This is a genomic window from uncultured Methanobrevibacter sp. (assembly GCF_900314615.1).
Lineage (GTDB): Archaea > Methanobacteriota > Methanobacteria > Methanobacteriales > Methanobacteriaceae > Methanocatella.
In genome coordinates this window covers 29351-54955 of the sequence record NZ_OMWA01000025.1, presented here as the reverse complement: position 1 = coordinate 54955, position 25605 = coordinate 29351, and the positions used below count along the sequence as shown (strand labels likewise).

Genomic DNA, 25605 nt, shown 5'->3' with positions numbered 1-25605 from the left:
ATCTTCACCAACTAATGGATTACCATCTTCATCCAAATATTTAACCTCATAATCCATAGAACCGCCAGCAGTGAAAGTAGCATTATCAGCAACAATAGTGTTCTTAAGAATAGTAGATGTAACAGTTACAGAAATATAAACCCCATCAGGTAATCGAACAATGCAATTATTTATATCATAAATTGATTGAATCTCATAGTAACCTTCAGGAACATCTATCAAGAAACTACCAACACCATTACTATCTGAAATAAAATTATAGTTATTAATAATAACATTGTCTTCAGCATCATGCCCAACTAAACAAACAGTGAAATTCTTACCAGCAGCAGGAGAATCATCCTCTTTATATAAAAATTGAAGATTCACACTACTACCATCATCAACCACAACATTATAGCTAGTCACATTAGCAACAGCTTTGTACGGAGAAGATTCTCCCCCATCAGCAATAATATCATCACTAGTTGAATCTTCAGTACTTACACCTAAAACATCATCAGAACTAGAACTTTGATCTTCCCCCATATTATCAACAGAAGGCAAAGTCTCTTCTGAAATACTTATATCACCCGAAATTTCTAAATTATCAGTTGAATTTTCCTCTGTAGCACTTACTGCGCCAATCATGAAAATTAACAATAATAAAGAAATTATAAATATTCTATAATTCTTCATGGATTTTACCTCTTTATAAAAAATTACAACATATTAATTAATAATTAATATATAATTAAACTATATGTGGAAAAATACTTAAATATTTCTAAAACTAAATTGAATAAATTATAATTAAAAATTGAAAAGATATGCTTAAAAAAAGATTGCATAAAATTTTTACAATAAAATAAAAAAATATAAAGTAAACTATTAACTCAACAATAACGTTTTTCCCACTAATCATATTGAGTTTACCTAATTTTAAATAGAAAGAATTAAAATTGTATTAGTATAATGAATAACAGTAGTTTAAATGATAAACTGAATTAACATGAGTTAAAATTAATCTTTAGTTTGGTATTTTCTATAATACCCAATGATTAGTAACATTAATACAATTAATACAAAAATAATATTCATTAGATTATTTTCTAAATCGAGTTTTTTATTAACTTCTTTTGTAATCTCATATGCTTTTACTGTATCATCAACCCCTGAAGACATTGCTCCTCCAGAACTTGAAGATGAATCTGCCGCATTTGCACTCATTCCAACTGAAGACAAATCATTAACATTAGAGCTGTTAACTCTACTTAAACTATTTGGATTTAGATGATTTCCACTCACATCTGTTTTACCATTACCTTCCCCATTATTAGATAAATATCCATTTGAATCTGTTTTACCATTACTTTTCCCATCATTAGATAGATAACCATTTAAATCAAGTTTTCCACTTTTTCCATTTCCACTTGGCCAACTTCCAGGAAGTGAAAAACCACTAGAACTTCTAGTATTAGAGTTTCTTCCAGATAATGTTGAACCGGTGCTAACGCCTGAACCTGTGGAACTTGATGGATTATAATATCTGCCAGGATTATTTCCATTACCATTATTTCCATTACCAGATTCTCCATCATTAACAGGCACTGCATCCCATTTCACCTTATCATTTAACCAAGTTCTAAATCTCACATTGTTTAAATTCCATACTGAATCATCCGGCCCATCAACTGATCCCCACCAGTTGCTACGTGCATCTACATTTCCTCCACCAGTAAATGTTGCACCATTCGGAGCTGAATTTCCATAAATATTTGAATGTGTTATTGCAAAGTTTCCAGAGTTTGCAAAAGCACCTCCTTTATCCAATGCTTTATTTCCGGCCACAGTAACGTTGAATAAATTCATATTATTTTGAAGATGTGAATAATATTCATAGGAAGTATATTGTATAGCTCCACCATTTTTAGCATTATTGTCAAGAATTTCAGTATTGAATACCTGTGAGTTTCCAAATATATCTAATGCTCCTCCACTTTCACCTGCAGTATTGTTAAGGAATTTAGATGAAGTTGTTGTTGAGTCTCTTGTTTGAACACATAACGCTCCACCATTTCCATGTGCAGTGTTGTGCTCAAATAATGAATTATAGATATGCATTTCATCCAAACTACCAAATACTGCCCCACCATTGAATCCTTTTGCATATTTATCAACACTCAAGGAATTTGGATTTTTAAGCATTGTTTGGTTTCCACATCTCGTATCTTTCGCTTCGTTATATCTAAATTCAGAATTTTCAATATTTAAGTCAATGCTGCCAAAATCATCACTCTGCTTATAGCTTAAATCATTGAATCTTTCTTGAACCAGTTTTGTTGGGATTGCAATGGCCCCACCTGATTTTGCAGTGTTATTCTCAAATAATGAATCTTTAATATCCATGGAAGTATTTGAATATATTGCTCCTCCATGACCACATTCCTCTTCACAATTTGTTAAATACAAATATGGTGGGAATTGGCCTGTTTTTTTAATACTGCAATAATCCAATGTTGTAATGGCCAAGTTATTTATAAATTCACTGTTAACAATTTCTAATGTCTGATTTGAATTTGTATATATGGCTCCTCCATGTACACCAACATTATCAGAAATTACAGAGTCTTTAATTATTGTTTTTCCAAAATCAGCTAAAGCACCGCCTTTATGTGCAAAATTGTTAAATAAATCAGATGATGATATCAATAGCTCACCATAGTTAAGTATTGCTCCGCCTAAACCTAAGTTAGAGCAATCATGACTGTCCCATGTATTTGAAGCGTATTTGTTAGCTGTGAATGTAGGATTTGAGTTATCATAATATGATGATGAGTTGTATATCATTGAATTGTTGATTATCAGTTTTCCTTGGTTATAGAATAGTGATCCTCCAAGTTCACTAAATCCATTAAATATTCTCAATGCATTTACAGTCAAAGCACCACTACTTGTTATATTAAATAAACGGTCATTTAAAGCATCAACATAAACATTTCCTTCATTATTTAAAGCCGTTATTGTAATATTTTTATCTATTACCAAATTGCTTTCATTATAATAACCTTGCAGTACATATATGATGCTTCCACTTAATGAATTTTCGATTGCTTTTGAAATACTTGAGTATGGATGAGCCATACTTCCATCTTCGCTCCCATTAGTATCAACTGAAACATAAAGATTAAATGGAGTATTATTACATACCAGTTCATTTACTGCCATGACGGCATCATTTCCACATAAACTGCCATTAGATGAAGTTAAGTAATTGTTTGCAATAACATTTGACAAGTCAGATTTTGTATCAAAGACAACTGCAAAATCAGCCCCATCATCGGATCTGGAGACAATCCTATTAAATTCAATGTCATTGTTTCTAGATTCATCATCACCATAAATCACGGCTTTATTTGAGCTAACACAAGAGTTGATTATATTATTTAAAATATTTGAATCATCACTGCTTATGGATTTATATGCACAAATATCCTTATCACCATTGATTGTGATAGTATTTGAAATGATTGAATTGTTTTTAGAATTTTGAGAGATTATGACGCTTCCAGATGCATTCACTGAATTATATAAAACATTAAAATTACTTGAATTTACAATTTTAATAAAATCACGACTGATTGAAACATTATTTAACCTGAATGTATCATTTGAAGCATTTTCTAAAAGAACATCACAACCATCAAATAGGTTTGACTCAATTGTATTGTTAGTTCCACCAATATCTTTGATTGATGTTGAAATAAATGAATTATTGCCAATAGCTACATTGTTTACACCATCTAATTTAACATCAGCATTATTAAAGATTATTCCAGAAATATTTGCATCATTTGCCATGCCGGATAGAATTAAAACCGCCTTAAATTCATTTAAATGTTCATAACCTTTAATTGTAACTGGAATGTTAATGTCCATTACTTTAGAAGTTGTGAAATTCTTAAATAATATAGTTTCATCATCCTTAATAATGCCATTGACTAGTTTATTTTGACTATTAAAGTACAAGTCATAATTATAAGGTGAAATAACATAACTGTTATTTGCATATTTTTTAATGATTGAACCATCTTTTGTTAAAACGCTTGCCTTTTCAACATCAAATTTATTGTTTGAAATGCTTGTGATTTGTGAAACCCTATTAATATTAATTGCAGACTCGCCTTTTCCAATCACATCTGAAACACCAGAACTAGTCAATCCTTTTGAGGAGATAATTATTTCATTATCATCTATAGTAATTCCATTTGACCTATAAGCTGCAACAGCATAGATTCCATTACTTTTAGCTTTTAGGTAGTTATTTATAATTTTACAATCATCCGCCATATACAATTCTACCAAATAACTCATTTCTTTTGAATTGAGTATTATTTCATTTGAATCTATGTTGATATCATGAGGAGTTCCCATAACATTACATATTGATATACCATATGCTGAATCATCAGATATTACATTAATGTGATTGTTTTTGATATCGCTTTCAATTAATGCGTCGATGTAAATTCCCTCGCCAACACCAGTTGTTTTAACTAAAATGTTGTTGTCTGAAATGTCAAAGTTTTTAGAGAATCTTTTTGCAATGACGCTTTCAGGTTCGGTAAGTGAAATTGCGAATGCATAATCTGAGGATGATGTAACAAATATGTCATTTCCAACTATATTACAACCTACACATCCTCTTTGCGCTTTAATTGTTGAAATTGAGTATATATTTCTTCCAATGGTTGTGAATTCGTTATTTTTAATGTCCACATTTTCAACACCATCTAGAATTATGCTTGATTTGTCTATATTATAGAATTTAAGATCACTTATGGACGAATCGCATGCGTCGCCACTAAAAGTAATTGATACGTTATAAAGCAAATTAGCCATCTTGTTGCTTGTTAGGATAATCTGGTCTGTGAAATGAACATCTTTATTTGTCAAGAATGTGAAAAAGATTATATTTTTTGAGTTTGGCTTGAATTCGTATGTGAAATATCCATCTTCATCAAAATAATCATAAAAATTACTGTCATCGATTATTAAGGTTTCTGTATTTTCAATTACACCATTTACATTATTATCAGCGATACTTCCATGTTGCTTATCTTCCAAAGTATCAATAATATTAATGTAGAATGCTTCGCTTTGATTTGTCTCAACAGTATTATCTTTAATTGTAGTGTTGAAGACATATCCATCTATATAAACCGCATAGTCATCAGTGAAAATTTTATTATTGATAATTTTTGTATTATAAACTTTTTCACTTTCCCTATTAATTGCACTAACAATTCCCTTTCCAAATGAATATATGACATTATTTTCTATAGCCGTATTTGAACCGTGAATTCCTATTGCAGTATCCTGTGTGACTTTTATATCATTTTTAAGTACTTTTGCATTATCTGCTTCGATAATTATTCCATCACCATATCTTGAAATTTTAATTTTGTTGTTATAAATTTCAGCATTGTCTGATGCAACATGAATCCCAGTACCCAAATCTGTGTATTCAATTGTATTGTCATGAATGGAAACATTTCCATCTTTAAAGTTCTCTGCAAATATTCCTTCAGTTTGTGCAAAACCAACAATATGATTATTTAAAATTTCCACATTGTTAGACCCCGTTAAAATTGATAAAGTGGAATTAATAATCGTGTTATCTTTAATTAAAACATTTTTAGCCTGTATACCATAATTTGTTAGTATATCATCTAGAACACGGATTCCTTCATGGCCTTTAATAATGGTATTGTTAATTATTTGTGTATCATCAGATTTTCCGTCACATTTAACGATGACGGACCATATTGAGTTTGAAAATCCTTCAAAATAATTATTGGAGATTATATTTCCAACACAGTCGGCAGGACCCTGATAATCAGCATGCCCATATCCATTAAAGTAAATCAAATTCGAAGTAACCATATCCCTAACACTTAACATTCTAATTCTATTGTATGAAATTGTATTGTTATTGCATGAGCCCATTACTAAACAGGAAGTAATATGGGATGTTATATTATTGTATACAATTCTGTTATTGGATGAATATCCCATAGGCATTGCATAGCATCCTTCTTCTTCTGCAATGATAATGGTGTTTCCGGAAATTAAGTTATTGCTTGAGTTTGAAAGCCAAACACCATGCAATTTAGATACTGACATTCCGTCTTTCATCACATCTCCTTTAGTATTGTTAATAATCAGATTACATACACTTGATCCGTCACTGCCTTCAATCAAATGAATTACGCCATTTTTGATTTGACTATCTTCGCTTAAAGGCATTACATCAACTGGTTTGTCGAATGTAAATAGCTTATCTGTAACATTACCTATTTTAACTGTAGAAACGCTTCCGACATCATCATTCAGCTTACCCGTGTACTTGTTAAAGTATTGGTCATAATTGTCATCCGTTACTGAAATTTCTGAAGTGTCTTCTAAAACATCATCGCTTTCCAAAGCAATAACGTCTTCATCGGTGGTTGTTAATGTTGCATTATCCAAACTATCATCTGCATAGCTAACTGACAAACATGCGAATAGCACGAGAACGATTGCAATGATAGCTGCTTTTCTCATTATTTCACCACCTTGATTTTGTTTGTAACTTGTAACTTCTTATATGAAGAAATTACCTTATAAGTTCCTTTTTTAAGCTTAATGTTTAAAGTTGCAATGCCTTTTTTATTAGTTTTAAGAGCATATGTCTTTTTGGTAACTTTAACTTTGACTTTTGCATTCTTAATGATTTTTCCTTTTGAGTTAAGAATCTTTATTTTGAAATTGGTCTTTTTAGATGATTTTACTACTTTATTTTTTGTGATTATTGTTGATTTAATAGTTATTGTGTTGGTGCGTTTTTCACCTGTTTTTGTATTGTAAGTAATTATCTTGTATGTTCCAGGTTTTAGATTGATTTTTAAACTAGCAATGCCGTTTTTATTGGTTTTAATTGTATGGGTTTTTTTATTGATTGTGATTTTAATTTTTGTATTCTTTAGAAGTTTCCCATTTGAATTAAGCAGTTTCACACGGAATTTAGTTTTATCGCCATAATACTTTACCATGTTTTTAGAAATTACGGTATGCAATATCTTTACTGTAAATGTTTTATTTTCGTAAGTATTAGGATTAACAGCAATAATTTTATGGGTTCCTACTCCCATATTAAGATTTAGACTAGCTTTACCATTTTTGTCTGTTTTAATTGTGTAAATTTGATTGTTATATATGAAGTAGGCTTTGGTATTTGCTAAAGGATTGTTGTTGCTGTCCATGAATGTTGTTGACAATATTGTCTTTCCGTTCCAGTATTTTTCAACATTCTTGGTTAAAACTGTTGTTAAAACTGTAATGTTATTCTTAACGATTGTATGTTCATCTTCAAACTCGCCATTGTACTCGGCTGTTATTTGGTAATGTCCGGGATTTAACCATACTTCAAAGCAGGCAAAACCTTCACTGTCAGTGATGTCTTCATAAGACTTGCCGTTAATGTGGAATTTGATTATCTTATTTGCTAATGGATTATTATTTGCATCGGTTAATCCGACGTAGTAATGTGTTGCGTTATTATATGATTTTATAATGTTCTGTGAGTATAGGTTAACAACATTTCCATAAACTGAAATATGATTAATAATTGAAGCTCTGGTTAAGTTGTTTGAACCGTTGAAAGTTGAAACCACTTCATATGATCCCTGTTTTAATGGGATGTTTAAATATGCTCTTCCAAATTCGTTGGTTAAAACTTTATAGCTTTGATTTTTAATTTTGAATTCTATTGTTTGGTTTGTGATAAATTCGCCATCAAGTGTTGTTAAAACAACGAAGTAATTTGGAGATATTCCATTTATTATTTCACAGTCATTTCCAAAGAGTATTGTTTCTGTAACATTTTCTCCTGCTTTAACATATATGTTGATTGTTTTTGAGCTTTCCAATTTTATGTCATTTCCGTTATAGTTCAATTTTGCTTTGTAATTGCCGTATTGAAGTTTGACGTTGAATTTCGCAACACCATTGCTGTCTGTATATGCAGTCAGGTTATCCAAATCATCAATAGCCAGTGTAATTTCTGATGATGCTATTGGATTGTCAATTAAGTCTGTTAGTAATGCTTCGATAACAATGCTTTCGTTTTCGACTCCATTAATGTCACTAGCTTCGATGTTTGTTGCGATTTTAGCTGAATCGACTACTAAGATTGTTGAGTTGCATGTTGATTTTTCATAGTTTTTATCAATGAATGAGCATGAGACATTATGAAGGCCTAAATCAAGGTTAACAAGTATTTTTGCAATTCCATTTGCATTTGTAGTTAGATTATATTTTTTTCCATCGATAGTTATATTGACTGGCAGATTGGCCAATCCGTTTCCTTTGTCATTTGTAAGTTTAACTTCAAAGTTGCGTGCCTGGCCAACATTTACAATCATGTTGGACGCTGTTAGGGTTGTTGGCATTTTATAAATAACTATTGAGTTAGAACCTTCAGCATGAATATTATAATAATCATTTGAGTATTTATAAGTTATATTATAGCTTCCTGGGTCAAGTGTTATCTGAAGTCTTGCTTTTCCAAAAATATCGGATGGAACTTCAAATGACTTGGACCAATCGGATGATGAAATTAAAACATTGATGATTTTATCTTCCAGGGAGTATGCGTTTGTGTCGTTGAACTCAATAACATAGTATTTGTTTTCACCGTAATATGCTACAAAATCATTAGCGTTGATGTAGACATTATTTATTATAACATCTCGACTTATTGTTATTGTGGCTGCTCCGGTTGACGGTTCATACCATACATTTCCATCATAATTAATTATTCCGAAGTATTTGCCTTCTGCTGCATCGATTTTGAAGTCGGCTTCACCTGCTGCATTGGTAATTGCAGTATATGTTTTTAAAAGCCCATCATCATATAACTCCAGTGTCAGATTCTCTCCAGATACTTTCCTGCCGTACATGTCTTTTAAGATTACTGTGAATACTCCATTAATCGGTATTTCCGGATGGGAGTTGAAGTCGAATGTTATGAATACTGGATTTATTGTTAATGTTGCTTTTGCATTGGAAGGACCATAAACATCATCGCCCTTGTATGTTGCCTCCAATTTGTAAGCACCTGGAAGCAGGTTGATATTGATTGATGCGATTCCTTTTTCAGTTTTTAAATTGAATGTTCTGGAATCTGTTGCGTTTGAAATCTTGAGTGAAATTGTCTCATCAGATATTAATGTTCCATAGGCATCTTTGAATGTTATCTTATAATCGTTTCCTTTTCCGTATATTGTTGAGTTTGGAAGTATTATGGAGGTATTGACCGGTTTTATTTCAATGTAAGACTCGGAATAGCTGCTTGAATACCAATCATTACCTGAATAATCCCATCTTAACTTATAACTTCCAGAATCGAGTGATAATAATATATCAGCACGTCCACCAGGACCTGTTTTAACTTCAGCTGTGCTGATTAGCTTATTTTTCATGTCATAGATTTTCAATGTCAATTTTTCATTTAAAATATATTTTCCGTTTTTATCGGTTAGAATTGCATAGAACTTATTGTTCTTGCCCCAGTATGTATAATTCAATGATGTTAATCTTGTTTGGATGTCTGAGACTTTTATTATTGCCCTATTGGATGTTGATTCAAAGTATCCGTTTCCAGGATAGGTTACAGTTATTTCATATGATCCAATCGGATAGTTGATGTTGATTTGGGTTTCACCGTTGACGTCAGTGCTTAAAGTGTATGCGTCAATAACGTTTCCTTCTGATTTTATTTGAATGTTCAGGTCCTGATTTGAAATTTTATGACCGTTAATGTTGATTAGTGTAATATTGAAAAGATTGTCCTTTCCGTAAAATGTCTGGTTTTTGATTATTATTTGTGTGGAGTTATTATAAACTGTCAGGCTCATTATCTGATTGTCAATCTGTGCATATACATTAAAATCATTTGATGTATTTTTCAGCATTATTGCTTGTGCTGCATTATTAGATAACTTTAAATTATCTGGACTAATCAGTGCTCCAGTGCTTGAAAATGAAACTTCCCTTGATGGTAAAATCTGATTTAGCTTGTGATAGTTTCTATTGTTGTCAAGCAATGTATCAAGTGTAGCGGTTATCTTATCATGTGTTGCATCCAAACCCATTATGACCCAATTGTCGATAGTCAGATTTCCGATGAATACCTGAATCCTGCTTGTGTCCGGTTTTTGATTGGATCCCCACCAATTGCTTGATGCATCCAAATTGCCTGAATAAAGGAACAGGTCATTTCCTCCGTAAATTCCGGTGTTGTTTAGGAAAACACAGTAGTGTACCTGACTTGCATTGTTCAATGCTCCACCATAAGCTGCAGTATTTGAAACGAATGTTGAATAATAAACATTTGGAGCATATATTATTTTATCCTCAAATGATTTTGAAATATATGAATTGCCTTCAAAATAGGAATTGTTAATTAACCTGCTTGCTTCAATAAGTGATTTCGGATAATTTGCAGCAATTGTGCCACTGCCGAATTCAGTATCAAACGGAATGCAGGTGTTATTAATAAATGCTGAGTTTAATATTTCACATGCAAATATTAAGTGGCCGGTGTTGTTAATAAATGTGCAGTTATCCACTACAGAGTATCTTCCAGCAAAGTATTTTCCAATGCCGATGTCAAGGCCGAAGAAATCTTTTTTCTGCAAGTTATTGTTTATGAATGTTGTATTTGCAATATTTATGTAGGATGTTTCAGGCTGATAGTAGCCTTTTCTGTTGATTGATATCATTGATTGTGTGCTGTTTTCAAATTTTGAGTTTAATATGGTTAAATTTGATTTTACGGAGATGTATGATCCGTCTTCTGCAGTTCCATCATAGCCGTTGATGAATCTTGAATTGTTAATTAGAATATTGCTTGCATTTCCATTAATTGCTGAGCCTACAATATTGTCGAAAGTTACATTATCGAGATAAATATTGCTTTCTTGCTTTTCTGTTGAAATTACGCCGGTGGTTTGTCTAATGTCATAAAAGATGGAATTTTTAATGTTTACATTACCTCCAGTTATGTGGATTAAAGGATTGGTGTAGTAATCTTTTGTATATGTTGTGAAAGTCAGATTGTAAATAGTTAATTCTCCTTTCTCATCGACTATGAATATATTGCGGTTGTTTGGTCTTGAAAGTATTGCTCCATCTAGACCTATGAATGTCAGGTTTTTGGAGATTATTAAATTTGCATTCCAGCTTAATGTGTATGTTCCTTCGTTGATGTAAATTGTATTTCCACTAAGAGCTGAGGATATTGCTTTTTTGAGAGTTTTATATGGATATTCCTGTGATCCGTCATAAAAATAATCATTGCCTATTGTATCGGATACATACCATGCGTAGTTTGTATTTCCTTCTCCAATAGCTAGTCTTAAGACTTGATTGTCTGCTGTTGCGTAGATCATTGTATTAGTATTGGCATCTATTAAATGTGCTTTGAAAACGGAGTTTTTAAGATATCCTGTTGATTGGTTGAAGTGTCCGCTTTCGGTTTCTACACTAACATAACGTGGAGTGAATAATTGTGGGTTTTCCAAATCATTGATGTTGCTTCCATCAGTGTAGTGGGCAAAGTCAACTTTGATAATGTCGCTGGTTTCGTTTAATAATGTCATTACAATCCAATCATCAGCGATAATATTCGAGTATTCATTTTTATAGATTTTTGGGCCTTTGTTGTCACACCACCAATTGTGGTTTAGGTAAATATTGGAATAATATGCAGTGTTTACATAATCCCTGAATGTGGAATAGGTTATGTTGATGTTGGAGTTTGCGCTGAACATTACTATGTAATTAAAGACACATGAAACAGCAGTCAGATTAGCAACATCGAAACTTAATGGATATTTTGAATCTTTATCAGGATTAAATGTTGAATTGAATAAATTGATTCGGTTAACTGAAATCGTGTGGTAATCTTTACAGTCGATTATTGAATTTGAAATGTTGACCAGATTTGAATTTTTAAGTCTTAAAAGAGCTATTTTTGATTTGTCGATGATTGTGGTGACATTTTGTGGGACATAGTCTATGCCTGTTAGATAAGTATCAATGTATGAGTCGTTGATAATTAAATTTCCATTATTGTATATTGAAGATAAGACATTTGAGTTTAGAATATCACATTCGCCAATATTTGTAACAAATTCACCATAAGGGCTTTTATTGATGTTTAAATTGGTTGCTTTAACATTGCTGATTGTTAAACTATTCATATTTTTAATAGCGCCCGTAATTGTTGTGAAATTATTGAATGTGGAATTTAATATTGTCAATTTTCCTTCATTTACAATTGGAGATAATACTTCACCATCCAAATCGGCGAATCCGTTTACAAAATTAAGATTGTTTATAGTAAGAGATGAATTTTCATTTATTTTAAATATTTTTTGATTGGAAGATGCATCGATGGAAACATCCCCAACTCCAGTTATGGAAATATATTTGTCAATATCACAACTGGATTCATAAACACCACTTGTTAAATAGATATTTGAATTGTTGGATGCCTTACTTACAGTATAATTAATTGTCTGGTAAGGGTTGTCAAAAGATCCGTCGCCAAGGCTATCGCTACCATTGGTACTTACATAAAATGTATTATTATCCGCAAATGACACATTAACGGACAATATGAAAATAACCACTAAAAATATTAAGAATATTTTTTTCAACGTTTAACCTCAACAACATTAACTGATATATATTATATCAAACTTGTTATATAAATTTTAAATTCACTGAACAACATTTAAAACAAGTTTTATTATTCCAAATATGAATGAATTTAAAATAGTCAAATTATGGCTATTGAAAGTTTAAAGTTTTAAAAAATCCCATAAAGAAATAGAATTGTTGAATAGACATAGAACCTGAAGAGATAGATTAAAATAGATAGATATCTGAAGTTAAAGCTTTAAATTTATTTTAATAGTTTTTTCTTAAAAAATATACAATGTTAAGGTTAATATTCATCAATGTCCCTGTTATGAATCCATTCACGGTGCTTACCTATAGCCACACGTACAATGACATCAATCAGATCTGTTTCATCCGTTTGTTCAAAATAATAATATGCAGGCCCTTCCAAAATCTGTCTTAAGTCATAAAACGGCCTTGGCTTAACGGCATCGGGATGCATCAGTCCGTAATTTTTAAGCAGCTTAACGTTTTCGGTTTCGTATTTCTCAAGCCCGGATTTCTGGACTTTGGTAGCTACTGTCTTTTCCTTTTTATCAAATATCTTTGCAATTTGTGTTGAATCGATTAGAATGCTGGATTCTATCAAAAGCAATGTTATTTCCTTTCCCTTGACCGTTATTGTTGTCGGATGTGAATTTTCACTGTCCAGAATCAGTTTCATTTTTATAGCTCCTATTTATATAATATAGCCATTCTGCATATTTATGAGTTAATGTGTTAGTGAAGAGAAGACTTCACTAACTCTAAGAGATTATGCCCTGAACTTGCCTTTGATGATTCTGTTAGGCGCATTCATCAGCACACCTACTGAGGTGAGTATGAATAGCTTTGTATACATCGGCAGTTCATCTCGAATATCTTTACGCATGAATTCAATCAGCGGATAGAAATCATACACGTCACCGTCAGGTCCGAGTGGCGCAACGGTTGTTCCGGAAATCCTTGAGTATAATAATTTCATTCCGGGATTCTGGTAGTCCATTCCGATATAGGTCTTGTCATCGATTTCAGATCCTCCGTCACAGACAGCAGTTCCCAACAAATCGATATTGTCCACACCGTAATATGACCTTATGACCTCGATAGGCTCGACCTTTTTGTTGTTTGCGAACATGTCTGATTTCAGGGTGGTCAGGGACTTGTAGTTGACTGCCATGCTGTTTAGATTACAATAACTTCCCGCTGACTCCTTGAACTTCTCCTGGGCCTTGAGGATTGTGACTCCTGAGTCGTCACCGGCAGTATAGTTATAGGTCGGCACCTTGTCATTGTTTAAAATCATGTTTATGGCTGCCTGCTCGATGCTGCGACCAATAAGTATCCCGACATCCTGAAGCATGTCATGGACACTTATCAAATTAGAATCCAGCATCTGCGCAGATACATTCAGCACTCCCCCGATGGTGTCGATGGACACGGTGTCGCTTACAGGCTTTCTCACGTTCAGCTCCTGTAAGGTAGCACCGGGAGCGATGTCTTTTGCCTCGCCCAATTGTCCCTTGTCAATTATCTCATCGATGTTGACTCTCTGGGACATGTAAGTGTAGTATTGGGAGTTTTCCTCGATTTCCTGCTTTGGGATAAGTCTTGTGAATTTCATCCATTTGGCTGAAGTGTCGGCTACAATCTGGGCCATCACCTCATCCTGTACTTTAGCGTCATTTCCTTTGGTTAACATTTTATCACTCCTCCGTTTATGGCCTGCATGTTCCTGTCAGTGCAAGATGCGGCTTGTTCAACAGTACGCCCACTTTGCTTTGTATGAAAAGCTTTGTGTACTGGGGCAGCTCATCGTAGATGTCCTTTCTCATGATTTCAATGATCGGATAAAAGTCGGCAATCTCCGGATCGGATGTGATTGGCGCAACGGTTGTTCCTGAAGACTTGGAATACAAAACGGTCAATGGGGCATTTCTTATGTCGAATGCGATGTAGTCCTTCTCGCCGAGCATTGATCCACCGTCCGCATGGGTTGTCCCTAAAAAGTCAATGTTGTCAACACCGTAGTATGCCTGAATCTCCTCTATCGGCTGGACTGACTTGTTTGAGATATAGGCCAATTGCTTGATGTAGCTCAATGTCCTGTATGACTCGACCATTATTGTCAAATCGGCGCCTGCACCGGATTTTCCTTTAAATGCTTCCTGCGCTTTAATGACGAACTGACCGAATGCCTCCATGGTGTCCTCGGTCTGTGTGGTATTGTATTTGGGAACCTTCGGTGAGCTTACGATGGTGTCGTAGATGTTGTATTCGATCTTGTTGGCGATGAGTGTTGCAACATCCGCCAGCAAGTCCTCAAAGGAGATCCTGTCGCTGTCAAAGACATCCTTGTTCACGTTCAGGACACCACCGACAGTGTCTATTGAGATTGTATCGGTTACCGGCTTTCTAATGTTTAATTCCTGTAAGGATGCCCCAGGGGCTAAATCCTTTGCCTCGCCTAAAAGACCACGTTTAATGGCTTCGTCAAGGTTGATGTTCTGCCTGAAGTAGGTATAGTAGTCTGAGTTCTCCTTTATTTCCTGCTTTGGAAAGAGTCTTGCCAGCCTCAGCCTTTTGGCTGACTCGTCGGTAATGGTCTGAGCTATTACCTCATTCTGTACTTTGGTATCGTTTCCCTTTGTAATCATTATCTAATTTCCTCCGCTTCTATGTTATGTCATAGGGTCTGAACACTTCGATGTAGTTGTAGTCGTCTGAGCTTTCCACCGGATGCATTGCGATGAACTCGCCGTTGTCGGATTTGATGGCTCCTGTGCTTGACAGTGCTATCCTGTCGTTGACCTTAATGTTTGAAAGTCCTGATGCAAGTTTTAATCTAAAGAGATGGCCCAATACAAGTATTGAGGTTTTTCTTCTTCCTCCGGTCATGGTGACAGGGTCGTTTACTGCAACGCCCAGTATGATTTCGCCCTCGGCTGCAGTGTATTTCTTGACTGTAGGCTTTCCGATGTCTGAGTTTGCTGACAGTGTCACGGCGTCATCGACCCTGATTTTGTTTCCTGAATACTCGTATCCCGGAGTCTCTCCGGTCGGAGTTGTCACGGTGGTTGCGGTGATTGTGCCCTCATCCAGAAGGAAAGTTGTTACTTCTTTACGCTCTTCTAATAAAACAATTGAATCTGGCATTTTGTTAATGTCCTCCACTTAATTTATTATATATTTTATTATATAATTTATTACTTATAATATATAAAGATTTATATATTATAGCTACTTTTTTTAAAGTTAAGTGAGGAGTGACATTGATGGTTAGGATTTTGAAAAAAGAGAATACATGGAGATAGAACAGAAATGAGCTCGGAAAACAAACTAATATTGTTGAGGTTTAATTTTGAAATTAAATCGGCCCATTTCTATAAAAAACAGCCAATAATGATTCCGTCTCCACTACAATATATGTTGATTATACTATAAATTGTTTTCATCGTCAATGATTGCCTGCTCGGCTTCGCCACTTTCAATCATGGCAATGGCAATGTCAAAATCGGTTTTGATGTCGCTCATCAGTCTGATTTCGGAATCCCAGACCTCATTTTCATGCTCACGAGTAATTCCCCAAACACTTGCATCAAGTTCACCTTCGATTAAATCTTCAGCCAGCAACTCTTCATAAATTGAAAAGTATTTGACTTGAATTTCTTCACGTAATTTCTTTAGCTGCCCATAATCATTAATTAGATCTTCAACATGAAGTCTATGCAATTTGAATCTGGCATGATCATACATTAGCTTCATTTTCCTGAAACTATCAAGAACTTCTTTTTCATCATCTTCAAGTTCATCATATGTTCTTATTTTTTCTTTATTCATAATAATCACTAATTATTAATTGAATAAAGACCTATAAAAGCTTTTTGATATAAGTCCAATGCATTATTGCTTTCAACTTGTAATTTTACACGATTAAATCAATATTGCAATGTACATGAAATAAAGTAGCTATTTTAATTATAAAATATAAAATTATATGCAATGAAGTTCAATAGATTGGAAGTTGATAAAGACAATCCAAAAATTAAATATATTTCTGTAAAGAAGTATTTTGATGAAATGGGACAAATTAAAGATGAATATGTTAAGAAATCATTTGAATTTGCTTATTCTATGACTTTCGGCAGTAAAGGACAGCACAGAGCCTACAGAAGCGGAGGTAGACACAGAAGAAAAAATGGTGAAATATTTGCAAATACATTTCAAGGAAAATTATGTGAATTTGCTGTTTATCAAACATTAAATGAAACTCATGACATCAACGAACCTGATTTGGAAGTTTACGAATTAGGAAAATGGGACAAGTACGATTTTAAAATTGATGATTTAATAACTTCCATTAAATCCACAAAGTACTTTGGACAATTATTATTACTAGAAACTAAAGATTGGACTTTAGATGCAAAATACATTCCCAATAATAACGAACATTATGACATTACAATAATGGTTCGTTTAGAAGATGAAATCGAACAAACTATGAAAAGAAACAGACTATATTATTCACAGATCTGTGATAAAGCAAAATTATGGGATAAATTTAAAAGCAATAGCTGGGCATTTGACATTCCAGGATACTTGACCCATGATGATTTAAAATATCTGATCAATAATAAATTCATCATCAATAGGGGAGATCTGCTTAATGGAAAAACAAGAATGGATGCACAGAATTACTATTGTCATATAGCAGATATGCATGACATTCTCGATTTAGAAAAAATTAATGAAGAAATTTAAATTAATAATATCTATTCTACAATGCTTTCAAATTCAAGTATTAATTCATCAATAGCTGAAATCTCTTCATTGTAACATTCCAAGATTGTTTTTGTCATTGCGATTTCTTTGATGCTACCATTTTTTTCGAAATTTTTAAATGCTAAACGCCTCATGCCTTGACTTAACTTAATGCCGTCAACCTCAACATGTCCATTTACTTCAACATCCAATGCACTTTTAATTTTATGTTTGATTAATAATTCCCCACCTTCAAATACTTTAATATCGACTGGAATATTATTTTCATCATCATTAAAATAATAAATTCCCGTTGTTAATCTGATTGGAGGATTGACTATCTTTTTACTATTAAATCTGGATGGAGGTTCTGTTTCTTCAGAAAAATACATTGGATTGTCACCCTGTTCAACAATCTGAGAATATTTCCTCAAATCAATACCTCTATAGATTCCAAACAGATTATAATAACCCAACACATCATTTTTAGTTAATTTATCTGGCTTTTTAATAATGCCTTCGTCATTTGAAATAATAAATTCATCTTCTTTCAAACTGGTTATGGAATTGTAATATTCGTCATTCTCAAATAATTCATCATCAAAAAGTGAAAGCAAATAATCTTCTTCAAGATGAGATTCGACAATTGCATAATAATGATCATCATCGAATTGAGTATATGGGATAGTGACTAAACTTTGGTCGCTACGAAATGTTTTCATTTCAATGAATGGTGTTCCCTCAACAACTTCCCATTTGTTGTCTTTGAACCGTGCAAATGGATATTGTTTTCCATTACTATCTATCAATCCCAAAATGTCCGGAGCGTTTTTTGATTCCCCCTTAGTGTAAAAAAAAGTATCATTGACTGCTGAATAATTTTTATCTTTCAGCAGTTCATCGAAAATTAAAAATTCTGGAGCTTTATTCATCCAACGGTCAATGAAACCGCCCAATAAAGCTCTTTTTGAGGAAGACTGTTCTCTTTTAAATTCATCCATATCATACTTACAAATAATCCAATATATTGCCTTTTTAAGAAAGTCATCAGTTAAGTCGACTTTAATCTTTTTAATATTTCCACCCATAATAAACACTAATTATAGATATAATTAAAAGATTAATATAATTATTTCGACTAAGACTTCTTCAAATTTGTATGGTATGCTATAAATTCAAAATATCATGAACAACTTTTTCAATCCAATAACTGGCCAATGGAGGAACTGCTTCTCCAATTTGAGCCCTAATCTCCGTAGTTTTACCATTAAATATATAATTATCAGGGAATGTCTGCAATCTGGCTCTTTCACGATTAGTTAACCCCTGCCTATCATATTCATAATGATAACCTCCAGTTCCTCCCCCACCATAGGCAATCACCGTTGGGGAAGGTTTTAATGGATGAATTCTTTTATAAATATTGCTCATTAAACCTTTGACTTTCCATTCAGTATTGTCAACAGCCTTAAAATTATAATACGGAGGGATGTGGTGCATCCTTTCTGTAACTTTCCTATTTTTACGTCCCCTATTGTTGGTATCATCAATAAATGTTTGTTCATCAACTTTTCTGCCATAATAGCCCAATATCTTAAGTATATTTTCATGTTCTTTCATGGCATGATCAAATTCTGCATCATCATAATCTTGAACATTGTTATTAGTCAAATAATCCTCTTTTATATCAAAAGTTAAAGATTCATATTCGCTTTTCCATTTTTCTGAATATTCATTATCGATGCCATTCATGCAATCAGAATACTTCTTCATTATACTAACATAAGAATCCTGAAGGTCAGTTAATATTTTACCCTCGAATACTTCTAATGGGACTAATGGATATTTTTCAAGAATAGGATTGCAGAGATATTTATTAATTATATCTTTAGCTTTATTTTCATCGATTTTAAGCTTTTTATTAATGCCTATTATGATTAATCTTTTTCTAGCTTGTGGAACTCCTATATTTGACATGTTTAAAATATCATTAAAAACTAAATCATATCCTGCATCTTTAAAGTCATCTTGGATGGCTTCATAAGCTGCACCTTTATTGGCTGAAACCATTCCAACGACGTTCTCAAAAACAAACACATCTGGATTGGTTGATTCTATAATTCTTAGATATTGCTCATATAATTTTCCACGTCTAACAGTGAAACCTGCCCTGTTGTCACTGCCCCTTAAAACAGAAAAGTCCTGGCATGGCGGACCTCCCATGATGATGTCTGTTTTTAATGGAACGCTTAATTCATGTATATCTCCACAAACAGCTACGTCATCATCATTGTTATACTCTTTAATGTCAATCAATTTTATCTTATGATTGTCTGCATATGTTTTCAGGTGAGGTTTTAAGATTTCATTAGCTATTACAAGTTCATAATTATTGCTGTTGTGAAATCCCCAATCAAGACCCCCAGCACCTGTAAATAAACTAATCATTTTCTTTTTCATGGTTTATTCTCCAAATAATTTTTCTTTTAATGTTGTTGATATGAATGACTTTTCTGTAAGCCAAGATATAGTTATATTTTTTACAACATCTGAATCGCTACTTCCAAGCTCTCCCTTGAGCTTTTGAAGAAGGTCATACTGTTCATCAGTGAAATTAACTTGTATTCTTTTACTCATATTTGCACCACTTTTGAGTTTAATTAGAGTATATTATGTTTTTGAAGTATATAAATGTTTTGTTAAAAATAAAGTTAAATAATTATTCAAACCCCAATAATCATTACCTGCCAATAGACATACTATATGTGGACAAAAGAAAAGTCATTGTATCAAACAAAAAAAAGAAGATAATATTATGATTAAATAATCAAATATTAACCAATAATAAATTTATTTAAGATAAAGTTGGAAAACTCCATATATCAATAATTTTATCGATAAGCAACTCGCTTCTTTTATCAATAAACTCTTCATCAGATTCCGCATCAACATCCATGCACAAATCTATTTCTTCAAGAGTTAAATTACCAATTTTAGTTAGATACATCTCATCGATATCAGAATCAACTTTAAGCCTAACAATTTTCAAATCAGAAAAATCAACATGAGTATTTTTACCATCATTAGCCAATTTATTTAATACGAATCTATTTCTTTTAAATAAACAGAAATCCTTATTCATAAGTGTTTCCCTGACTGTTTCATCTGATAGGAATCTTAAATTTCCTTTAATACTTAAAAGGAACTCGGAAAAAGAATTCACAAGATCATCTATGTCTACAACCCTCATTATCCTAACAACGGTACCATCAGAACCTGTATTTCCACTTAAACCACAAAGGCCCCTTCTCATAAGGTAAGAATCTAATAATTTAATAACATTAACAAATTCTTCTTTTGAAATTTTTCCATCTTCATATGCAGCATATATTTTCAAAAGGAATGGTGAAAATTCCATCGGATTGGATTCACTAAAATCTTTAAATAAATATTTTAAATCTTCTTCATCTTCTTCATCAAAATGAATATTAATAAAATATTTAGCATATTTATATAATTCCTTAACAATCAAAGTGGCATCTTTATAGTTATTTGTGAGTTTTTTGAAATCCCTATAAACATTAACAGTTTTTACGCCCCTTTTAAGTTTCATGATGCAATAATATCTTATGAACCTATCAAAGTATATTGGATTATACTCTTCAAATAATATTTCCATACTCCTCCAATAATGTTCATATAATTCAGTTTGCTCTTCAGGAGGTAACCCCATTAACAAATAATTTCTAACACGATCCACAATACTTAAAGATTTTCCAGTTGAATTTAAAGTTTCATAAATTACTTGGTCAATATCATATCTTTCTAGATAAATTTCAATTATTTGTAATCTAAGTAACCCCTGATATAAATCATTAATATTATTTTTATTAATTTTAGATCTAAAGAAATTAAAATTAGCAAAAATATTGCTTGTATTATGCATTTTAATCTTTTTTGAATCAATACTTTCGCCAGAAACAATCATATCAATTAATTCTTTAAGATCGTTTTTATCACTCTCATTAAGAATTAATTTATAATATTCCTCTCCTTTTGAGTAAGGATTAATAACATAGTCTTCAAGTAATTGATCAACATTATTAATATCTTTAATTGCACAAGCTTTAGGATGCTTTTTAATATTTTCTACCATAGCCAATACTAATAAGGTTAATGTAGTAATTCTTTGCTGTCCATCTTCGACAACTCTTTTAATTAAAGATTCACCACTTTTACTTATATCTTTGTATACAATAGCTCCAAGATAATGTGGGATTTCTTCATATTCGCCCATTTTTTCGTTGTATTCTAATGGTGTTTGGCCACTGGTCAATATATCGTCAAAAAGCTGTTTACATTCTTCGTTCTTAGTCCAACTATACTTTCTTTGATGTATAGGTATTATATGTTGTTTTCTTCCTTGGAAGAATTCATTAATTTTTGTACTTTTCGCATTCATTTTAATGTCTCCTAAGTTTCTTTAAACTTGACATATGGTTTTGCCTTGAAAGTTTCAGAATATTATAAAGAATATGAAAACCAGATGAAAGTATCCTTTAAAATATTATTGAAAATAAAAAAACTTTCTTATTTAAAATAATATAAGTTATGGTATAAATAATTTTGGAATTATGGTAACAACTCGTTTAAATTATGTGATAAATTTGTCATGTTTATATGGTCTCCACCGAATTTAATAAATGTTAAAGATTTAAAATATGCTTGAAAAGAAGATATCATTTCAAATGTAAATGTCTACATTACTAAAGATAGTGAAATTCAGTATCTCAGTTTTTAGAGGTTATTTGGACATATAATTCCTCAAGCGTCTGATCACGTTTGTCTTTTTTCAATTCGCACTCCCACACAGTGATGACATTCCAACCCATTTCTTCAAGTTCTTTCTGATTGTGTTCATCACGTTCCCTGTTTCTGTAAAGTTTCTTCTCCCAGTAATCAACATTGGATTTTGGCATTTTTGCATATTTGCATCCATCATGGAGATGCCAGAAACATCCATGAACAAATACAATTGTCCTGTATTTTGGAAGTACAACATCAGGACTGCCAGGATATCTTTTGTCATTTTTTCGGAATCTCAGACCTTTCGAAAACAGATAGCTACGAACAAGAATTTCAGGTTTGGTGTCTTTGCCCTTAATCCGTGACATGACATAACTACGAGTCTCCTTGCTAAATTTGTCTACCATATACATCCCTTCTATAAATGAGGTATTAAAAAAGAAATTAATCAATGTTTTTAACTAACTCGTCGCCTTTATCAGTCAACCTATACAATCTACCTTTTCTAACTTCCGGATTGATGCATTCAACAAGTTCATGTGCTTTTAATTCCGCTAGAACTTTTGAAATATGATTTGGTCTAATTTCTGAATCTTTAGCAATGACAGTCGGTATTTTAACTTCACCCACTAAAGATTTCATTACTTTAGTTCTGTACTTAGAAATCTTTACATAACTCATTTCTTTTAACATTTCATCTGAAAATTCCATACTATCCCATATTTATTCAACATTGAATGCTGTGATAAGTTTTTTTCTAAAAAAGTCCGATAAATCATCTTCTAAATTTAGAATATAATTGACATCTTTTGCTTCTTCAACTTCATCATATAATCCATATTTTTTTCCAAGATCTAAAATAAAATTACAATACTCTTCTGAAAAGAAATCTCCAGTATCAAAATTCCTTTTACTCAATTCATTAGACGCACCAAATCTCTCAAAGAAATTTATAATATCATCCACTATGTTTTCATCCATAATTTCAATTCCTTATACATTCACTTGTTAGTAATTTATGAACTTCTTACAAAATAAATTGTATCATTATCATAGCTACTTAACGCATCATATGCTGCTTGAGTCATGAATCGGAATTTTCCAAAGACTCCATAATCCACACCCATGTATACTGGCCCTGAAGATCTTGCCAAATACATTTGTATACTTCCTGAATGTTTCAATGGAATTACACTGTAGGGATCAAGTGATTCAGTTTCCCATGAAGAGCCATTATATTTTTTGATGGCCATGACAGAGCTTGTGACAATAGCTACGCGATAACCTGCACTAATACCTGTTGGTAATGTGTTGGTTGTTCTTATTTCATCGACTGGTAATTTCCAGCCTGCTTCCTCATCACTGCCAACGCCAGTATCACCTTTAGGACCTCTATCTCCAGTGTCTCCTTTGGCACCCGTTTCACCAGTGTCACCTTTTTCTCCAGTTGCTCCTGTTGCACCCACATTGCCGGTATCCCCTTTTAATTCAGCGAATGAAATAGTTGCTGAACCGTCTTCAGTGCTGATTACTATTTCGCCAGTTTCATGATTAACATTAACGGTTGGTGAAAAACCGGTAGCTCCAGTATCACCTTTAACACCCGTGTCTCCCTTTTCTCCTTTGATGTTTCCTACGTTTTCCCAAGCATTAGTGTTCCAGACATAAAGAGATCCGTTTACTAGATAGCCGTCACCAGCCTCGCCGGTCGGATGATCATGAATCAGTTCCTCGTAAGAATCATACGAACCTTTAATAGTAAGACCCACGCCAGTAGCTCCGGTGTCGCCAGTCGGCCCGGCCGGTCCAGTATCTCCAGCAGGTCCTGTGTCTCCAGTATCTCCCTTAACTCCAGTGTCTCCTTTTTGCCCAGTTGCTCCAGTCTGACCTGTGCTGCCTGTATCGCCTTTCGCACCAGTATCTCCCTTATCACCTGTATCACCTTTTGGTCCTGCCGCTCCGGTATCTCCTTTAATTGAGCCTGCATTTTCCCATCCTGTTCCGTTCCAGTAGTAATAGCTTCCGGCAACAATGTATGCATCGCCCAACTGGCCTGAAGGATGAATCGCTATAAATTCCGAATATGTTTCGTAATGTCCTTTGATTACTGTTCCGATGCCGATATCTCCGGTATCTCCTTTCGGTCCGGTATCACCCTGCACCCTTCCGATTTCTATCCATTCTGTTGAATCTGCCATCTTAATCACTGCTCCATGGTTCAATTAATGTGTCCCTGAATCTTATTTTTCCGCCGTAGTCATAAATCATGAATGCAGGAAAGACAGTATCCATATCAGCTATTGCTGAAGGTAAAGATGAACTTTCATAACTGTAATAAACAGTACCGTTCCAGTAATGCTCAATTACAGCTTTAACATAGCTACCATCGTACCACAAGTCGAATCTGAAAGCTCCGTTTATTGTCAGCTGTCCGGATGTTGTATTTATTTCCGTTATTGTATGGTCTGTTCCTGAATATTTCAATCCTTTTTTGCCTGGATATGCACCCAATTCCAGAATCTTATTGTCACGGCAATGAGTTAAGGTTTTGGAATTCAAGAGACATATTCCGCAAGCCCATCCGCTTGAAGATGAATACATAGGACTTACAACTGCCGAAAAATGAATTCCGGTATCAGACAAGTCAACTCCATCAAGCAATATTGTTGGAATAATGTATGCTGCCTGCGGTGCTCCGTATGTCTTTGAAACCTCAATGCCGTTTGCATAGTCATAATCACTGTTGAATTCATCAACCTCAATGACATTAACGGTAGCTGAAGTCGGATATTTGACTAATGTGTAATCATCAGTGTTCACTTCCCATCCGTCCTCATATCTGAATGCATAAACATCAATGTCCGTATTAACACCTGCCCAGTCATTGACCATACTTCTAACATGCAGGACATCTCCGGAATTTTGAGGAACAAACGGGCAGCTTGCCTCCCCGTTTAGAGATTTGCCTATAAGATGAATCTCACCACCTCCGTTGACACTTACGAAAAAATCCGCAACGGAACCGTCCGGCAAATCGTTGTCATCATCTCCTCTCATAGTCACATTGAAATTGATTGGCTGTCCCACAACCGCATCTGTGGAATAGCTTCCGCCCTGTGCACCGTTTGTAGGATATACCAGAAACCACGCTCTTCTTGCCAATGTGAATATGTCATCAGTGCTGTAATATACGATTCCGTGTTCTTCCAATAATGCTTTCAAGTTATTCCTTACAATAGCTAATTTGTTATTTGTATCCACCACATTTCCTGCAATTGACATTAACAT

Annotated in this window: 18 protein-coding genes; 1 reads left to right on the top strand and 17 read right to left on the bottom strand. The window is 33.3% G+C overall.

Annotation, left to right across the window (positions count from 1 at the left end; genetic code table 11):
- The 8 genes from QZN33_RS09135 to QZN33_RS09100 form a co-directional block, all read right to left on the bottom strand.
- Window positions 1-630 (bottom strand): hypothetical protein (locus QZN33_RS09135; protein ID WP_296791376.1); only part of this gene is annotated, 630 nt, incomplete at its 3' end.
- Window positions 631-1002: 372 nt separating this feature from the next.
- Window positions 1003-6585: a right-handed parallel beta-helix repeat-containing protein gene (locus QZN33_RS09130; RefSeq protein ID WP_296791373.1), complete on the bottom strand. Its 5583-nt coding sequence runs from the start codon at window positions 6583-6585 to the stop codon at window positions 1003-1005.
- The gene (locus QZN33_RS09125) at window positions 6585-12746 is read right to left on the bottom strand and encodes an Ig-like domain-containing protein (RefSeq protein ID WP_296791369.1); all 6162 of its coding nucleotides are present in this window, start codon (window positions 12744-12746) and stop codon (window positions 6585-6587) included. Before QZN33_RS09125 ends, QZN33_RS09130 begins: the two co-directional genes overlap by 1 nt.
- Before the next feature lie 290 nt (window positions 12747-13036).
- Complete coding sequence (locus tag QZN33_RS09120) at window positions 13037-13435, bottom strand: hypothetical protein (protein ID WP_296791366.1); 399 nt, start codon at window positions 13433-13435, stop codon at window positions 13037-13039.
- A 90-nt stretch (window positions 13436-13525) separates the two neighbouring features.
- On the bottom strand, window positions 13526-14191 hold the full coding sequence (locus tag QZN33_RS09115; protein WP_296791364.1) for a hypothetical protein: 666 nt from the start codon (window positions 14189-14191) through the stop codon (window positions 13526-13528).
- A gap of 277 nt (window positions 14192-14468) precedes the next feature.
- Window positions 14469-15407 (bottom strand): hypothetical protein, encoded by a 939-nt coding sequence (locus QZN33_RS09110; protein ID WP_296791360.1) that lies wholly within the window; start codon window positions 15405-15407, stop codon window positions 14469-14471.
- Between the two features lie 19 nt (window positions 15408-15426).
- Window positions 15427-15906, bottom strand: coding sequence for a hypothetical protein (locus QZN33_RS09105; protein ID WP_296791357.1), 480 nt, complete (start codon window positions 15904-15906; stop codon window positions 15427-15429).
- A 282-nt stretch (window positions 15907-16188) separates the two neighbouring features.
- A complete protein-coding gene (locus QZN33_RS09100; RefSeq protein WP_296791352.1) occupies window positions 16189-16590 on the bottom strand; it encodes a hypothetical protein in 402 nt (133 codons plus the stop codon).
- Between the two features lie 162 nt (window positions 16591-16752).
- Here QZN33_RS09100 and QZN33_RS09095 point away from each other — a divergent pair, with 162 nt between their 5' ends.
- Entirely contained in the window at window positions 16753-17511 is a 759-nt protein-coding gene (locus QZN33_RS09095; protein ID WP_296791348.1) for a hypothetical protein, read from the top strand.
- An 11-nt stretch (window positions 17512-17522) separates the two neighbouring features.
- On the opposite strand, the gene QZN33_RS09090 is transcribed toward QZN33_RS09095, so the two are convergent.
- From QZN33_RS09090 to QZN33_RS09050, 9 genes are all read right to left on the bottom strand, one after another.
- Window positions 17523-18599, bottom strand: coding sequence for a hypothetical protein (locus QZN33_RS09090; protein ID WP_296791346.1), 1077 nt, complete (start codon window positions 18597-18599; stop codon window positions 17523-17525).
- Window positions 18600-18678: 79 nt separating this feature from the next.
- Window positions 18679-19971: a DNA cytosine methyltransferase gene (locus tag QZN33_RS09085; protein ID WP_296791344.1), complete on the bottom strand. Its 1293-nt coding sequence runs from the start codon at window positions 19969-19971 to the stop codon at window positions 18679-18681.
- 3 nt (window positions 19972-19974) lie between these two features.
- A complete protein-coding gene (locus QZN33_RS09080) occupies window positions 19975-20148 on the bottom strand; it encodes a CopG family transcriptional regulator (protein WP_296791342.1) in 174 nt (57 codons plus the stop codon).
- A 217-nt stretch (window positions 20149-20365) separates the two neighbouring features.
- Window positions 20366-21973, bottom strand: coding sequence for a DUF262 domain-containing protein (locus QZN33_RS09075; RefSeq protein WP_296791339.1), 1608 nt, complete (start codon window positions 21971-21973; stop codon window positions 20366-20368).
- Window positions 21974-22301: 328 nt separating this feature from the next.
- Entirely contained in the window at window positions 22302-22724 is a 423-nt protein-coding gene (locus QZN33_RS09070; RefSeq protein ID WP_296791336.1) for a very short patch repair endonuclease, read from the bottom strand.
- Between the two features lie 37 nt (window positions 22725-22761).
- Entirely contained in the window at window positions 22762-23028 is a 267-nt protein-coding gene (locus QZN33_RS09065; RefSeq protein WP_296791333.1) for a transcriptional regulator, read from the bottom strand.
- Window positions 23029-23040: 12 nt separating this feature from the next.
- On the bottom strand, window positions 23041-23298 hold the full coding sequence (locus QZN33_RS09060) for a hypothetical protein (protein ID WP_296791330.1): 258 nt from the start codon (window positions 23296-23298) through the stop codon (window positions 23041-23043).
- Window positions 23299-23333: 35 nt separating this feature from the next.
- Complete coding sequence (locus tag QZN33_RS09055; protein ID WP_296791327.1) at window positions 23334-24515, bottom strand: hypothetical protein; 1182 nt, start codon at window positions 24513-24515, stop codon at window positions 23334-23336.
- Window position 24516: 1 nt separating this feature from the next.
- Complete coding sequence (locus QZN33_RS09050) at window positions 24517-25599, bottom strand: hypothetical protein (protein WP_296791326.1); 1083 nt, start codon at window positions 25597-25599, stop codon at window positions 24517-24519.
- Between the last annotated feature and the right edge of the window lie 6 nt (window positions 25600-25605).